The following is a 12,575-nucleotide window of genomic DNA, read 5'->3' as shown; positions in this document are numbered from 1 at the left end:
CTCAGCGGCTGAGCAGGGTCCGCAGCGCCGCCCGCTGGGCGGGGGCGAGGCCGCGGTCGAAGTGGTCCAGGCAGGCGGCGTCGACGCTGGCGAAGCGCGGCACGGCGCGGGCCCGCAGGCTCTGGTCGATGGGCGTGAGGCGGGCCAGCAGCGGGCCGAGGTGCTTGGTGTCGCGGATCAGGCTGGCCTCGCGGCCGCTGGGAAAGGCGACGTCGTAGTTCAGGGCGGGCTGGCCTTCCCGAGCGTCATCGGGAGAGGTCTTGGCGCAGGCGACGCCGACGCTGGTCGCCGCGCCCCAGGACCAGTGCTCGCGCGGCTTGCCGTCGCGCAGCCAGGCCGCGCCGAACGGGGTGGCGACGACGAGCTCGGGCTTGTTGACGGCCGCCTCCAGGCCGACGCCGGCGGCGACGAAGGCCGCGGCGATGGCGACCATCCGCCAGCGCCAGGCGGGGGGGAGGACGGGCGTCAGCGACTGTCCGCGCACGCCGAACGCGCCGGGGATCAGCAGCATCGGCGGCAGCATGATCAGCAGGAAGATCCAGAACTGGCCCGGGGCGGGCTCGCGCCAGGTCACCAGCACATCGGGGATGGTGCGCAGGATGGCGGTGTCGCGGCGCTCCAGCAGGGCCTGGACGCCGACCAGGCCGGCCAGGCCCGCCGCGGTCAGGCCGATGGCGATCAGCGTTCCCAGCAGCTTGGCGGCCATGCCCGCCTCAACGGTCTCCTCGGGGCTTTCGGTCATGCGGTCGTCCACGCTGGCGCTGGTCATGGCCTACCGCGTGGAGGCAGGCAGGGGAAGGGGAGGCCCCCTCCGCGCTGCGCGCTCCTCCCCCGGAGGGGGAAGACGGAGCCGCCGCCTACCGCCGCTTCTTGCGGAACTCCTCGGCCTTTTCCTGGCGGATCTCGGCGCGCAGGCGCTTGGGCGCCGACTTGTCGACCTCGTCGCCGGTCGCGGCCAGCACCTCGTTGGCGAACTCCAGGTCCATCAGCTTCATGCGCTTGATCTCGTCGCGCAGGCGGGCGGCGGTCTCGAATTCGAGGTTGGCGGCGGCCTCGCGCATCTTGGCCTCCAGGTCCTTCAGCGCGGCCTTGAAGTTGTCGCCGCTGAACGGGCGGTCGTCGGTCTCGGACAGGCCCATCGGCACCAGCACGCGGTCGCCGCGCTCGTAGGGGCTGTTGAGGATGTCCTTGATGTCGCGCTTGACGCTCTCGGGCGTGATGCCGTGCTCGAGATTGTAGGCGTGCTGCTTCTCGCGGCGGCGGGCGGTCTCGGCCATGGCCCGCTCCATCGAGCCGGTGATCCGGTCGGCATAGAGCACCACCTTGCCGTCGACGTTCCGCGCCGCCCGGCCGATGGTCTGGATCAGCGAGGTCTCCGAGCGCAGGAAGCCTTCCTTGTCGGCGTCGAGAATGGCCACGAAGCCGCACTCGGGGATGTCCAGGCCCTCGCGCAGCAGGTTGATGCCGACCAGCACGTCGATATTGCCCATCCGCAGCTCGCGGATGATCTCGATGCGCTCCAGGGTGTCGACGTCCGAGTGCATGTAGCGGACGCGGATGCCCTGTTCGTTCAGATATTCGGTCAGGTCCTCGGCCATCTTCTTGGTCAGGACGGTGACCAGGGTGCGGTAGCCCTTCTTGATGGTCTGGCGGATCTCGTCGACCACGTCGTCGACCTGGGAGGCGTTGTCCTTGCTGACCGGGCGAACCTCGACCGGCGGATCGATCAGGCCGGTCGGGCGGATGACCTGCTCGGCGAACACGCCGCCGGCCCGCTCCAGTTCCCAGCTCGCCGGCGTGGCCGAGACGTGCACCGACTGCGGACGCATGGCGTCCCACTCCTCGAACTTGAGGGGGCGGTTGTCGAGCGCGCTGGGCAGGCGGAAGCCGTACTCGGCCAGGGTCCATTTGCGGTTGCGGTCGCCCTTGTACATGGCGCCGATCTGCGGAACCGTCTGGTGGCTCTCGTCGGTGAACAGCAGGGCGTTGTCGGGGATGTATTCGAAGAAGGTCGGCGGCGGCTCGCCCGGCCGGCGGCCCGACAGATAGCGGCTGTAGTTCTCGATCCCGGCGCACGAGCCGGTGGTCTCGATCATCTCGAGATCGAAGGTGGTGCGCTGCTCCAGGCGCTGGGCCTCCAGCAGCTTGCCGTTGGCCACCAGCCATTCCAGCCGCTCCTTCAGCTCCTGGCGGATGGCGATGATCGCCTGGCGCAGGGTCGGGCGCGGGGTGACGTGGTGGCTGTTGGCGTAGACCTTGATCGTCTCCAGGTCGGACGTCTTCTTGCCGGTCAGGGTGTCGAATTCCGAGATCGCCTCGACCTCGTCGCCGAACATCGTGATCCGCCAGGCGCGGTCCTCGTAGTGGGCGGGGAAGATCTCGATGGTGTCGCCGCGGCGGCGGAACGTGCCGCGCTCGAAGGCCTGGTCGTTGCGCTTGTACTGCTGGGCGACGAGGTCGGCGATCAGCTGCTTCTCGTCGACCCGGTCGCCGACCGTCAGGGTGAAGGTCATGGCGGTATAGGTCTCGACCGAGCCGATGCCGTAGATGCAGCTGACCGAGGCCACGACGATGACGTCGTCGCGCTCCAGGATCGCCCGGGTGGCCGAGTGGCGCATCCGGTCGATCTGCTCGTTGATGGACGAGTCCTTCTCGATATAGGTGTCCGTCCGCGGCACATAGGCCTCGGGCTGGTAGTAGTCGTAGTAGCTGACGAAGTACTCGACCGCGTTCTCCGGAAAGAACGACTTCATCTCGCTGTAGAGCTGGGCGGCCAGGGTCTTGTTGGGCGCCAGGATCAGGGCCGGACGCTGGGTCTCGTTGATGACCTGGGCCATGGTGAAGGTCTTGCCCGAGCCCGTGACCCCCAGCAGCACCTGGTCCTGGTCGCCGTTCTGGATGCCCTCGACCAGCTCGCGGATCGCCGTCGGCTGGTCGCCGGCCGGCTTGTACTCGCTGACCAGCTTGAATTTCTTGCCGCCCTCGGACTTGTCCGGCCGCGCGGGGCGGTGCGGGGTCCACAGCATGGGCATGACGCCGACCGATACGTCGCCTACGGCGCCGCCGAGGTTATCCCCATGGCTGTCCATGACGAAGGGCGTCGAGACGTCGGAGACGCCGGAATTGTCGCGAGAAGGCATGGCCCCAAGTTAGGCATGCGCGCGGGTCTCGGCTAGGGGGCCTGCTGACGGGGAGTGGCAGCAGTGTGGCGGCAGGGGCGGCGATCAGCCCTCGACCACCCCCGAACAAGCCTGGCCGTGGCCCCAGGCGACGCCGCGCGAGGTCTCCAGCTGGGCCTGGCGACGGCGGGTCAGGGCGCGGAAGAAGTCGATGCCGGTCTCGTCCTCGATGTCGGCGATCGGCACGACGTACGTCTCCAGCTCGGCCTTCTTCAGCTTGACGTTCGGCAGCTTGAAGCCGACGGCCCGGCCCGAGCGCACGTCGTAGACGATCTTGTAGTAGGCGGCGGGGCCCCAGATCTTGCGCGGACCGAACCGTTCGACGCTGTCGCCGTAGATCGGGCCGGTCATCACGATGATGTCCTCGCGGCCGCCGCACAGCACCCAGGCGCGCACGGCCTCCTCCAGATACTTCCACTGGCCGCGGTTGAAGCCGATGCCGACCTGCGGCGACATGTTGGTCATGGCGAAGCTGTCGTCCATGACCGGCTGGCTGAACTTGGCGTCGGCGGCCGGCGCCTGATGCCCGCGGTCGCGGCCGGTGTTGGTGTAGTCCTCCGGCGTCGGGCTATCCGGGACGAGGTCGTCCTTGTGGAAGTTGTCGCGCCGCTGGGCCGTGCCGATCAGCTCGGCCTTGGTCAGGCGCTCGATCACCCAATCGGGGTTCAGCGTCTTCTTGTTGAAGGACAGGGCGTAGCCGCGCCGGCAGACGACTGGCGCCTGCTCGGCCTGGGCGCTCTCGGAGCGGAGATGGGGCAGGCCGACATCCTTGAACCGGGCCAGGCAGGCGGCCTGGACGGCGGGATCGACGACCGGCGGCGGCGGCGGCGGCGTTGGCGGCGCCTGGGCCAGGACGGGCGCGGCCAGCAGCAGTCCGGCCAGGGTCAGGAAGGGGAGGGCGCGCATCACGCGGCTCCTAGCGGCGGCGCGGCGCGGCGGGCGGCGGCGGGTCCTCGGCTGGCGGCGGCTGGGCGACGGCCTGGGCGGTGCGGACATTGGCGTCGGCCTCGGTCTTCTTGACGTCGGCGTTGGCGGTGATGCCCTTGGCCAGCACGTAGCTGCCGCCGCTGATGCCCAGCAGGGCCAGGACGCTGGTCGGAATTTCGACGAACGTGCCGCTCTCGATCGACAGCAGCAGGAACAGGCCCGCGACCACGAAGGTGAAGATCAGGAACTGGAAGCGCGAGAGGCTGGCCTTGTTGGCCTCGCCGGGCTCGGCGATCAGGAAGTCCAGCGGGATCTTGCCGGTGAACATCTTCCACAGCACCAGGGCGGCGATGCCCAGGATGACGAGCACGATGGCCACGCCGACGAGGATGGGCAGGTCGTACCAAGGCTTCATCACGTCCCCCTCTCGCGCTCCGGGCGCGTCATTTCAGTTTCCGAAAAAGCTTTCCCGACAGGTAGATGGACTGGCCGCCCGCCATCAGCGCCAGCAGGGCCGGATCGGCCTCCGGCAGACTGCGCAGGGGCTCGGCGGAGGCGTGCATGGCGTGGACGGTCTGGATCAGATAGCCGCCGATCGTGACGGCCGCGACCATCAGCAGCTGAATGCGGTCGGCCTCGCCCGCGCCGCTCGCCTCGCTGGCGAACAACCCGTTCAGGCGGCCTGGATCGGTGATCAGCTTCTGGAAAACGACGCCGGCCAACAGGGCCAACCAGATGATCAGACCGATCTCCGCGTAGCGCGCGAGATCATCGAAGACCATGGCCCATGGACGCGCGAAGCTCGACCGATGTCAACCCACGGGTGCATGAAGCTTTTTCGACGGTGGCTCAAGGCCGTCGCTTGCGGGTTGTCGCGTCGGAAGTTCTTATATATGAAGCATATACGAATCGTATAGTGCGGAGCGGCCAATGGGCATCGTCAATATCGAGGACGAGCTGCACGAGCAGCTGCGTCGGGCCAGCAAGGCGTCATACCGGTCGATCAACGCCCAGGCCGCGTTCTGGATCAGGATCGGCATGCTGTGCGAGCTGAACCCGGGCCTCACCTTCCAGGCGCTGGTGGCGCGCGAGCTGAAGGCGGCGGGGGTCGACGACGTCCTCCCGACGGCGGAGGCGCGGCCATGACCATCGAGAACGAGCACCAGCTGGAAAAGCTACGGACCATCGGCAACCTGGTGGCCCGCACGCTGGCGGCGATGGGCGCGGCGCTGGAGCCGGGCATGACCACCAAGGAGCTGGACGATTTCGGCCGCGCCCTGCTGGAGAAGGAAGGCGCGCGCTCGGCGCCCGAGCTGACCTACAACTTCCCGGGCGCGACCTGCATCTCGGTGGGGCCGGACTGCGCGCACGGGATCCCGGACGGCACGGTGATCAAGGCCGGCGACCTGATCAATATCGACGTCTCGGCCGAGCTGGACGGCTATTTCGGCGACACCGGCGCCAGCTTCGCGACGCCGCCGGTCAGCAAGCGCGTCGAGCGCCTCTGCCGCGATGGCCGCCGGGCGATGTGGGCCGGCATTCGGGCGGTGAAGCCGGGCGGCCGGCTGAACGAGGTCGGGCGGTCCATCGAGGCCTTCGCTCGCAAGAACGGCTACAGCCTGGTCCGCAACCTGGCCAGCCACGGGGTCGGCCGCTCGCTGCACGACGAGCCGAGGGAGATCCCAACCTGGTACGAGCCACGCGACCGCCGGGTGATCCCCGAGGGCCTGGTCTTCACGATCGAGCCGTTCCTGTCGCTGGGCGCGGACTGGGTCGAGGAAGGCGACGACGGCTGGACCCTGGCCCCGCCGGGACGCCAGCCCACGGTGCAGTACGAGCACACCCTGGTCGCGACCCGCGGCGGACCGCTGGTGCTGACACTGGTCTAGGGGCGACGTTCAACGCTGGCCGCCTTTCAAATCCGCTCATCCCCGCGAAAGCGGGGATCCAAGCCAAGTCAGCGGATGGATACTGGGCCGAGCATACCGAGAGTCAGCTTGGGTCCCCGCTTTCGCGGGGATGAGCGGCGTTTGGGGCTGAATGTCGATTGGCTTTAAAGGTCCTCGATCGTCTCGCGATCAGGCCCCCGTCGCGTCCACGACGACGAACACGGTCTTGCCGCGCGAGTGCGGCTCCCATCCGGCCGCGATGGCGGAGAGGATGGCGTTCTTGACCAGCTTGAGATCGATCCGCGAGGCCTTCAGCAGCGGCGCGCCGTAGCGCGGCTCCGGGCCGGGCGGGAACTCGACCACGGCCTCGCGCTGCCCTTCCTTGTGGCGCACGGCGATCGCCATGCCGTGCCGCTCGGGCGCTTCGCTCGACCAGCCGGGCTGGCGATGCAGCCGCCAGAGGTAGAGCTCGTCTTCGACCTCGATCTCGAGCTCGGCGCTTTGTTTGGTTCGTGCCATCTATTGCAGTTAGCCCAGCACGCGCGCCCAGGCCACCCCGGCCGGGCCCTCCCGAGGAAAGGACCCCTGCATGATCACCGTCTTCGGCGAGGGGAGAGGCTTCCGGGTCGTCTGGCTGCTGGAGGAGATGGGCCTGCCTTACCGGCTGCGACCGGTCGACATGCTGGCCGGGGTCGAGAACGATCCAGAGTTCCTGGCCATCAACCCCGCCGGCTTCATCCCGGCGATCCAGGACGGCGACGACATCATGGTCGAGTCGATCGCGATCATGGAATATCTGATGGCGCGCTACGGGCCGACGCCGCTGGCGACAGGCCCGCGCGATCCGGCCTTCGCCGCCTATCAGCAGTTCCTGCACTTGGGCGAGGCCGGCCTGGCCACCCCGATCTTCTTCGTCATCGTCAGCCGCATGCTCGCGCCCGAGGCCGAGCGGGACAACTGGGGATCGCGCAAGGCGCGGTCGGTGTTCGAGAGCCGCCGGGGCATCGTGGCCCGGCGGCTGGAGCAGGCGCCCTACATGGCCGGCGACATCTTCACGGCGGCCGACATCTCGATCACCTACGCCCTGGAGCTGGCCCAGCGGGCCGGCGGCGTGGTCCTCACCGATGCCGAGGAGGCCTATGTGGCGCGGACCAGCGCCCGCGAGGCCTATGGGCGGGCGATGGACACCTGCCAGGCGACCAAGGCCTGGGCGGCGGCGGTGAAGGCCGCGCTGGGGGCGGGTTAGGGACGCCCCCTCCGTCACGTCGCCTATCGGCGCCGCGCCACCTCCCCCGCAAGCGGGGCAGGAGGAGTGAAGCTGCCTTCTCCTCACCCGTGAAACGGGGGAGGTGGCGCGCTGCGGATACGCAGCGGGACGGAGGGGGCGCTCAAGGCGCGACCTAAGCTTCCGCCAAAGCCGCCTTCAGCACCGCGAACACCTTCGGGTCCTGCATCTGGCCGACGTTGAAGCGCATGTGGTCCGAGGCGTCCTGGGCGACGCTGAAGACGTCGCCGGGGGCCAGGATCACATCCTGCGCCAAGGCGGCGCGGGCGACGTCCGAGGCGTCCCGCCCGTCGGGCAGGCGGCCCCACAGGTAGAAGCCGCCGCGCGGGGTGACCCAGGTCCGGATCCCGAGGTCCGCCAGCCGGCTCGTCGTGTCGCGCCGCGCGGCCGACAGCCGCCGCCGCAGGGCCTCGACGTGGCGGCGATAGCCGCTGTCGCGCAGGCTGTCGAAGACCAGCTGGGCCGCCACCGGGCTGGCGCCGCCGAAGTTGGTGGCGACCTGCAGGTCGACCATCGCCTCGATCCAGTCCGGCCGGGCCGCGACATAGCCGCAGCGCACGGACGCCGACAGCGTCTTGGAGAAGCTGCCGATGCGGATCACGTTGACCAGGCCGTCGAACGCCGCCAGGCGCGGGGAGGGCTCCGGCTCGAACTCGGCGAAGATGTCATCCTCGACGATGACCAGGCCATGGGCCGAGGCGATGGTCAGCAGCCGGTGCGCGGTCTGGGCCGACATCGTCGCGCCGGTCGGATTGTGGATCGCCGAATTGGTGATGTAGAGACGCGGCCGCTCCTCGGCGAGCACCTCGGCGAAGCGCGCCGTGTCCGGGCCGACGGGGGTGTAGGGGACGCTGACTACCCGGATCTGGTGGGCGCGCAGCAGGGCTCGGAAGTTGAAGTAGCAGGGATCGTCGACCAGCACGGCGTCGCCGGGGCGCAGCAGGAACCGGCAGATCAGGTCGATCGCCTGGGTGCCGGACGCGGTCAGCATCAGCTGCTCGGGCCCGATCTCCAGGCCGTCGGCGGCGCAGCGGCGGGCCAACAGCCGCCGCAGATCCAGCAGGCCGCGCGAATGGCCGTAGTCGCTCAGCAGGGCGTCGTCGGCGCGGGCCAGGCCGCGCATCGCGCGTCGAACGATGGCGTTGGGCATCCAGTCCGGCGGCAGCCAGCCGCAACCCGGCTTCAGCGCCTCGGGCGCGGCGTCCAGCGACTGGCGCGACACCCACAGCGGATCGATCGCCCGGTCGGTCCGGGGGCGCAGGGCGTTGACGACGGGCGTCGCGATCCCGGCCGAGACGTAGAACCCCGAGCCCGGCCGCGACAGGACCACGCCCTCCGAGACCAGGCGATCATAGGCCTCGGCCACGGTCGAGGGCGAGACCTTCAGGGTGGCGGCCAGGCCGCGGATCGACGGCAGCCGATCGCCCTGGGCCAGGGCCCGGCTGGCGATCCGGGCGCGGATCGCCTCCATGACGTCGTCGGTCCTGCTCATCGCCCGCCTCAACTGTACGGCTCTTCGTAACATACAGTTCGATCGAAATTGTACTGATTGTCCCTGGGCTGGCCGCGCTCGCGCCGCCTATGACCGCCGCTCACTTTTCAGCGGACGGGCGGATGGAACAGACATCGAAGGGTTGGGGCAGCGGTCTGCTCGGGGTGATCATCTTCAGCGGCTCGCTGCCGGCCACGCGCGTGGCGATCGGCGGGTTCGAGCCGGTGTTCCTGACCTCGGCCCGCGCGGTGATCGCCGCCCTGATCGGCGCGGTGCTGCTGTTGGCGCTGAGGCAGAAGCGCCCCGCCCCGTCCGATCTGCGTCCGCTGGCGGTGGTGGCGCTCGGCGTGGTGGTCGGCTTTCCGCTGCTGACGGCCCTGGCGCTGCAGCGCGTCACCTCGGCCCACTCGATCGTGTTCATCGGCCTGCTGCCCCTGGCGACAGCCACCTTCGGCGTGCTGCGCGGCGGCGAGCGGCCCAGGCCGGCGTTCTGGCTGTTCTCGATCGTCGGCGGCCTGTCGGTGGCCGGCTTCGCCTTGACGCGCGGCGGAGCGGGCTCGCTGGTCGGCGACCTGCTGATGATCGCGGCCGTGATCGCCTGCGGCCTGGGCTATGCGGAGGGAGCGGTGCTGTCGCGAAGGCTAGGCGGCTGGCAGGTGATCTGCTGGGCCCTGGTCCTGGCCTCGCCGGTCATGGCGATCCTCGCGGTCGCCACCTTGCCGTTGAGCTGGAGCGGCATAGGCGCGCCGGCCTGGCTGGGCCTGGCCTACGTCTCGGTGTTCAGCATGCTGGTCGGCTTCGTGTTCTGGTACCGCGGCCTGGCCCTGGGCGGCATCGCCAAGGTCGGCCAGCTGCAGCTGCTACAGCCGTTTTTCGGCCTGACCCTGGCCGGCCTGCTGCTGCACGAGCCGGTCGCCCCGGTGATGGTGGCGGTGACGGCGGTGACCGTGCTGTGCGTGGCCGGGGCGAAGCGGTTCGCTTGATCCGTTTCCTTCGCCCCGCCGGAAGAGGGACGTTACTTCGCCTTGTCCATCAGGCCCGCGAAGCGCTCGAACAGGTACAGGCTGTCGGTCGGGCCCGGCGAGGCTTCCGGGTGGTGCTGCACCGAGAACACCGGCTTGTCGGCCAGCTGGATGCCGGCGTTGGTGCCGTCGAACAGCGAGACATGGGTCTCCTGCACCGGGGCCGGCAGGCTGGCGCTGTCCACGGTGAAGCCGTGGTTCATCGAGACGATCTCGACCTTGCCGGTGGTCAGGTCCTTGACCGGGTGGTTGGCGCCGTGGTGGCCCTGGTCCATCTTCACGGTCTTGGCGCCTAGCGCCAGGGCCAGCATCTGGTGGCCCAGGCAGATGCCGAACACCGGCTTGCCGCTCTCGACCAGCGTCTGAATGACCGGAACCGCGTATTCGCCCGTGGCGGCCGGGTCGCCGGGGCCGTTGCTCAGCAGCACGCCGTCCGGGTTGCGGGCCAGGATGTCCTCGGCCGAGGTGTTGGCCGGCACCACCGTGGCGCGGGCCCCGACGTGGGCCAGGGCGCGCAGGATGTTGCGCTTGACGCCGTAGTCGATGACCACGACGTCGTACTTGGGCTTGTCCAGCTTGGCGTAGCCTTCCGGCCACGACCACAGGCCCTCGTCCCAGGTGAAGGTCTGGGTGGTCGAGGCGTCCTTGGCCAGGTCCAGGCCCTCGAGGCCGGCCCAGGCCTTGGCCTTGGCCACCAGGGCGGGCAGGTCGAACTTGCCCTCGGGCGAGTGGGCGATGACGCCGTGCGGCATGCCGGTCTCGCGGATCTTGCGGGTCAGGGCGCGGGTGTCGATCCCGGCCAGGCCGATGACGCCCCGGGTCTTCATCCAGGCGTCGAAGTCGCTGTTGGCGCGCCAGTTGGCCTGCTGCGTCGGGACCTCGCGGAACAGGGCGCCGCGGGCGGCGGTCTCGGCCACGCCGGTGACCTGCTCGACGTCCTCGACATTGGTCCCGACATTGCCGATGTGCGGGAAGGTGAAGGCGACGATCTGGGCCATGTAGGACGGGTCGGTCAGGATCTCCTGATAGCCCGTCATGGCGGTGTTGAAGCACACCTCGCCGACCGCGTCGCCGACCGCGCCGCAGCCCACGCCCTGCAGGATCGTGCCGTCGGCCAGGGCCAGAACGCCGGTGACGCCGGGAAGAAGGTCTTGGGACATTCTGTAGAGCGCCTCCTGAACGCGATGGGAGCCCGAAAAGGGCCGCCTATTGTCGCAAAAAGGCGGGCGAGGAGTAACCCCTGCCCGCCGCGCAAACGGCGGGGTGTCTAGGGGGTATGAAGGAGGGGGTCAACCCCTCGTGGGCCTTTGGCGATCACGCGATTTTCGCTTGGCTCCACATTCCCGTGATATGCGAACGCGCCCCCTCGCGCGGCGCCGGCAAAAGCCCTTATGGTGCAAGGCTTCCAAGCAAAGAAACCCCTAGGCGAAAACTGGGCGAACACGGGAGGACGGCCCCATGCTCGAACTGCGCCCCAATTGCGAGTGCTGCGACCGCGACCTGCCCCCGGGCAGCGACGCGGCCCGAATCTGCACCTTCGAACACACCTTCTGCGCCGACTGCGCCGACCTGCGCTTCGACGCGGCCTGCCCCGACTGCGGCGGCGGCCTGGTCGCGCGCCCGATCCGGCCCGAGAGCGAACTGCACCGCTATCCGGCCTCCCTGCGCCGGGTGGTCAAGGCGCACCGGACGACGGTGGTCCGGCGGGACCCGGAGCGCGAGCGGCCGGCGGGGTGGGCGTAGGGGCACCCTTGACCGGTTGTAACGGACAATCTGTCGCAACGCCGCGCGCGGCCAGGATCGAGGATCGTTAACCCTCCAAGCTTAAGCTCATGAGCGTGCAAGGAGCACCGCCATGACCCCCGCCGCCGCGCCCACGTCAGTCAAGGTTCCCAGGTCCAACCGCTCGGTGTACGGGCTTGGCGAGAGCCTTCTGCACATGGCGCTTTCGGCCGCGATCCCGATCAGCGCGGTCGTCTTCGTGGTGCTGACCTTCTAGGTGTGGAGACCGCCTGAAGTGGCATAAGGATGTCCTTATGTCATGTCCGGTGTTAGGCTCCGCCCCATGAATACAATCACCACCGTCGGCGTCGACGCCGACGACACCCTCTGGCACTGCGAGAGCCTGTTCCGTCTGTCGCACGCGCGCTTCCTGGACCTGCTGTCCGAGCACGGCGACGCCGAGAAGATCGAGGCCCAACTGCTGGCCGTCGAGAAGCGCAACCTGCGGGTCTATGGCTACGGGGCCAAGGGCTTCACCCTGTCGATGATCGAGACGGCGCTGGAGGTCACCGACGGGGCGGTCGACACCCGGGTGATCCGCGAGATCCTGGCCGTGGGCCGCGAGATGCTGACCGAGCCGATCGAGCCGCTGCCCGGCGTCGAGACGGCCCTGGCCACGCTGTCGGACCGCTACCGTCTGATCCTGATCACCAAGGGCGATCTTCTTCACCAGGAGCAGAAGCTGGCCTCGTCGGGCCTGGGCGACTACTTCGTGGCCGTCGAGATCGTGTCCGAGAAGGACGCGGGCACCTACCGCCGGGTGTTCGACCGCTATGGCACGGGCGCCGATCAGGCGGTGATGGCCGGCAACTCGATGAAGTCCGACATCCTGCCGGCGCTGGAGGCGGGGTGCTGGAGCGCCTTGATCCCGTACCCGCTGGTCTGGTCGCACGAGGCGGCCGAGGCCCCGGTGGGCCATGAACGGTATGTGGAGCTGGGGAATATCGGCGAGCTGCCGGGGTGGGTGGATCGGATCGCCCAATCCTGAGCTGGCGGTGT

General features: G+C 69.2%; 15 protein-coding genes and 1 pseudogene. 7 read left to right on the top strand and 9 right to left on the bottom strand.

The genetic code is table 11. The annotated features are described in order from the left end of the window. Position 1 precedes the first annotated feature (1 nt). From ABIC66_RS23155 to ABIC66_RS23135, 5 genes are all read right to left on the bottom strand, one after another. Positions 2 to 769 (bottom strand): hypothetical protein, encoded by a 768-nt coding sequence (locus ABIC66_RS23155; RefSeq protein ID WP_354073547.1) that lies wholly within the window; start codon positions 767 to 769, stop codon positions 2 to 4. Between the two features lie 88 nt (positions 770 to 857). Further along, positions 858 to 3,140, bottom strand: coding sequence for an excinuclease ABC subunit UvrB (gene uvrB, locus ABIC66_RS23150; protein ID WP_354073545.1), 2,283 nt, complete (start codon positions 3,138 to 3,140; stop codon positions 858 to 860). An 84-nt stretch (positions 3,141 to 3,224) separates the two neighbouring features. Continuing rightward, positions 3,225 to 4,085: a DNA/RNA non-specific endonuclease gene (locus tag ABIC66_RS23145; protein WP_354073543.1), complete on the bottom strand. Its 861-nt coding sequence runs from the start codon at positions 4,083 to 4,085 to the stop codon at positions 3,225 to 3,227. Positions 4,086 to 4,095: 10 nt separating this feature from the next. Then, positions 4,096 to 4,521 carry a hypothetical protein gene (locus tag ABIC66_RS23140; RefSeq protein WP_354073541.1) on the bottom strand — a complete coding sequence of 142 codons (426 nt, stop codon included), beginning with the start codon at positions 4,519 to 4,521 and terminating at the stop codon, positions 4,096 to 4,098. Positions 4,522 to 4,549: 28 nt separating this feature from the next. After that, a complete protein-coding gene (locus tag ABIC66_RS23135) occupies positions 4,550 to 4,888 on the bottom strand; it encodes a hypothetical protein (protein ID WP_354073539.1) in 339 nt (112 codons plus the stop codon). Between the two features lie 148 nt (positions 4,889 to 5,036). Between ABIC66_RS23135 and ABIC66_RS23130 the strand changes: the two genes are divergently transcribed. Beyond that, the gene (locus ABIC66_RS23130; protein ID WP_354073538.1) at positions 5,037 to 5,252 is read left to right on the top strand and encodes a ParD-like family protein; all 216 of its coding nucleotides are present in this window, start codon (positions 5,037 to 5,039) and stop codon (positions 5,250 to 5,252) included. Further along, on the top strand, positions 5,249 to 5,995 hold the full coding sequence (map, locus tag ABIC66_RS23125; protein WP_354073536.1) for a type I methionyl aminopeptidase: 747 nt from the start codon (positions 5,249 to 5,251) through the stop codon (positions 5,993 to 5,995). The genes ABIC66_RS23130 and map overlap by 4 nt, the downstream gene beginning before the upstream one ends. Before the next feature lie 189 nt (positions 5,996 to 6,184). On the opposite strand, the gene ABIC66_RS23120 is transcribed toward map, so the two are convergent. Beyond that, a complete protein-coding gene (locus ABIC66_RS23120) occupies positions 6,185 to 6,514 on the bottom strand; it encodes a hypothetical protein (RefSeq protein WP_354073534.1) in 330 nt (109 codons plus the stop codon). Positions 6,515 to 6,584: 70 nt separating this feature from the next. Here ABIC66_RS23120 and ABIC66_RS23115 point away from each other — a divergent pair, with 70 nt between their 5' ends. Then, on the top strand, positions 6,585 to 7,241 hold the full coding sequence (locus ABIC66_RS23115; RefSeq protein ID WP_354073532.1) for a glutathione S-transferase family protein: 657 nt from the start codon (positions 6,585 to 6,587) through the stop codon (positions 7,239 to 7,241). Positions 7,242 to 7,264: 23 nt separating this feature from the next. Here the strand turns inward: ABIC66_RS23115 and ABIC66_RS23110 are convergent. Together ABIC66_RS23110 and ABIC66_RS23105 are read right to left on the bottom strand one after the other, a co-directional pair. Beyond that, positions 7,265 to 7,397, bottom strand: a pseudogene (locus tag ABIC66_RS23110) (hypothetical protein); the annotation flags it as partial. Then, positions 7,396 to 8,772 carry an aminotransferase-like domain-containing protein gene (locus tag ABIC66_RS23105; protein ID WP_354073530.1) on the bottom strand — a complete coding sequence of 459 codons (1,377 nt, stop codon included), beginning with the start codon at positions 8,770 to 8,772 and terminating at the stop codon, positions 7,396 to 7,398. The pseudogene ABIC66_RS23110 and the gene ABIC66_RS23105, both read right to left, overlap by 2 nt. A gap of 122 nt (positions 8,773 to 8,894) precedes the next feature. On the opposite strand from ABIC66_RS23105, the gene ABIC66_RS23100 reads away from it, so the two are divergent. After that, the gene (locus tag ABIC66_RS23100; RefSeq protein WP_354073528.1) at positions 8,895 to 9,755 is read left to right on the top strand and encodes a DMT family transporter; all 861 of its coding nucleotides are present in this window, start codon (positions 8,895 to 8,897) and stop codon (positions 9,753 to 9,755) included. 32 nt (positions 9,756 to 9,787) lie between these two features. Here the strand turns inward: ABIC66_RS23100 and carA are convergent, their stop codons facing one another. After that, the gene (carA, locus tag ABIC66_RS23095; RefSeq protein WP_354073526.1) at positions 9,788 to 10,954 is read right to left on the bottom strand and encodes a glutamine-hydrolyzing carbamoyl-phosphate synthase small subunit; all 1,167 of its coding nucleotides are present in this window, start codon (positions 10,952 to 10,954) and stop codon (positions 9,788 to 9,790) included. Positions 10,955 to 11,252: 298 nt separating this feature from the next. Between carA and ABIC66_RS23090 the strand changes: the two genes are divergently transcribed. From ABIC66_RS23090 to ABIC66_RS23080, 3 genes are all read left to right on the top strand, one after another. After that, positions 11,253 to 11,537 (top strand): DUF1272 domain-containing protein, encoded by a 285-nt coding sequence (locus tag ABIC66_RS23090; protein ID WP_354073524.1) that lies wholly within the window; start codon positions 11,253 to 11,255, stop codon positions 11,535 to 11,537. A gap of 112 nt (positions 11,538 to 11,649) precedes the next feature. Beyond that, positions 11,650 to 11,793, top strand: coding sequence for a hypothetical protein (locus ABIC66_RS23085; protein WP_354073522.1), 144 nt, complete (start codon positions 11,650 to 11,652; stop codon positions 11,791 to 11,793). A gap of 66 nt (positions 11,794 to 11,859) precedes the next feature. Then, positions 11,860 to 12,564 carry an HAD family hydrolase gene (locus ABIC66_RS23080; protein WP_354073520.1) on the top strand — a complete coding sequence of 235 codons (705 nt, stop codon included), beginning with the start codon at positions 11,860 to 11,862 and terminating at the stop codon, positions 12,562 to 12,564. Positions 12,565 to 12,575: the final 11 nt, after the last annotated feature.

Origin of the sequence: Caulobacter sp. 1776, from assembly GCF_040545685.1 — a bacterium.
Lineage (GTDB): Bacteria > Pseudomonadota > Alphaproteobacteria > Caulobacterales > Caulobacteraceae > Caulobacter.
The sequence above is the reverse complement of the archived record's forward strand: the minus strand, read 5'-3'. Positions and strand labels throughout refer to the sequence as shown.

Bases quoted from the DNA above. Each gene is read 5' to 3' on its own strand.
- ABIC66_RS23085 (WP_354073522.1), top strand. From the start codon at position 11,650: ATGACCCCCGCCGCCGCGCCCACGTCAGTCAAGGTTCCCAGGTCCAAC.
- ABIC66_RS23115 (WP_354073532.1), top strand. From the start codon at position 6,585: ATGATCACCGTCTTCGGCGAGGGGAGAGGCTTCCGGGTCGTCTGGCTG.
- ABIC66_RS23140 (WP_354073541.1), bottom strand. From the start codon at position 4,521: ATGAAGCCTTGGTACGACCTGCCCATCCTCGTCGGCGTGGCCATCGTG.
- ABIC66_RS23130 (WP_354073538.1), top strand. From the start codon at position 5,037: ATGGGCATCGTCAATATCGAGGACGAGCTGCACGAGCAGCTGCGTCGG.
- ABIC66_RS23080 (WP_354073520.1), top strand. From the start codon at position 11,860: ATGAATACAATCACCACCGTCGGCGTCGACGCCGACGACACCCTCTGG.
- ABIC66_RS23135 (WP_354073539.1), bottom strand. From the start codon at position 4,888: ATGGTCTTCGATGATCTCGCGCGCTACGCGGAGATCGGTCTGATCATC.
- ABIC66_RS23105 (WP_354073530.1), bottom strand. From the start codon at position 8,772: ATGAGCAGGACCGACGACGTCATGGAGGCGATCCGCGCCCGGATCGCC.
- carA (WP_354073526.1), bottom strand. From the start codon at position 10,954: ATGTCCCAAGACCTTCTTCCCGGCGTCACCGGCGTTCTGGCCCTGGCC.
- ABIC66_RS23155 (WP_354073547.1), bottom strand. From the start codon at position 769: ATGACCAGCGCCAGCGTGGACGACCGCATGACCGAAAGCCCCGAGGAG.
- ABIC66_RS23145 (WP_354073543.1), bottom strand. From the start codon at position 4,085: ATGCGCGCCCTCCCCTTCCTGACCCTGGCCGGACTGCTGCTGGCCGCG.
- uvrB (WP_354073545.1), bottom strand. From the start codon at position 3,140: ATGCCTTCTCGCGACAATTCCGGCGTCTCCGACGTCTCGACGCCCTTC.
- ABIC66_RS23090 (WP_354073524.1), top strand. From the start codon at position 11,253: ATGCTCGAACTGCGCCCCAATTGCGAGTGCTGCGACCGCGACCTGCCC.
- ABIC66_RS23120 (WP_354073534.1), bottom strand. From the start codon at position 6,514: ATGGCACGAACCAAACAAAGCGCCGAGCTCGAGATCGAGGTCGAAGAC.
- map (WP_354073536.1), top strand. From the start codon at position 5,249: ATGACCATCGAGAACGAGCACCAGCTGGAAAAGCTACGGACCATCGGC.
- ABIC66_RS23100 (WP_354073528.1), top strand. From the start codon at position 8,895: ATGGAACAGACATCGAAGGGTTGGGGCAGCGGTCTGCTCGGGGTGATC.